Source organism: Streptomyces silaceus (assembly GCF_001419745.1).
In the GTDB taxonomy this organism is placed as follows: Bacteria; Actinomycetota; Actinomycetes; order Streptomycetales; family Streptomycetaceae; genus Streptomyces; species Streptomyces silaceus.
On record NZ_LIRJ01000460.1, the window covers coordinates 1749 to 2155 of the forward strand.

General features: G+C 75.7%; 1 pseudogene. It reads right to left on the bottom strand.

From position 1 onward, the window contains the following. A pseudogene (locus AOK22_RS33905) lies at positions 1-407 on the bottom strand (ABC transporter ATP-binding protein); the annotation flags it as partial.

Below are 407 nucleotides of genomic sequence, written 5' to 3' on the forward strand. Positions count from 1 at the left end.
GTCGACTTGCCCGCGCCGTTGCCGCCCGTGACCAGGAGCCGGTCGGTCGCCGATACGTCCAGGGCGCCCAGCGCGAGCCGCCCCGGCACCCGTACGTCCCGCAGCGTGACCAGGGACACCGACGCGGGCGACTCGTTCACCTCCGCCTCGCCCTCTGCCTTCTCCGTCTGCGCGGCCAGCGCCTCCGCCGCGAATCGCAGCGGCCTCGGCGGCTCGGCGACCTGGGCGCGCTCCAGTTCCTCCAGGCGCCGTGCGGCATTGCGCACCCGGCGCGAGATCTGGCTCTGGACCCGGCCCGCCCGGTGGCCGTAGCCCATCTTCTCGTTGTCGCGGGGGCCCCGGTCCGGTGCGACCCGGCGCGCGGTCACACCCGCCGAGTGACGCAGCGCGTCCAGCTCCTCCTGCTC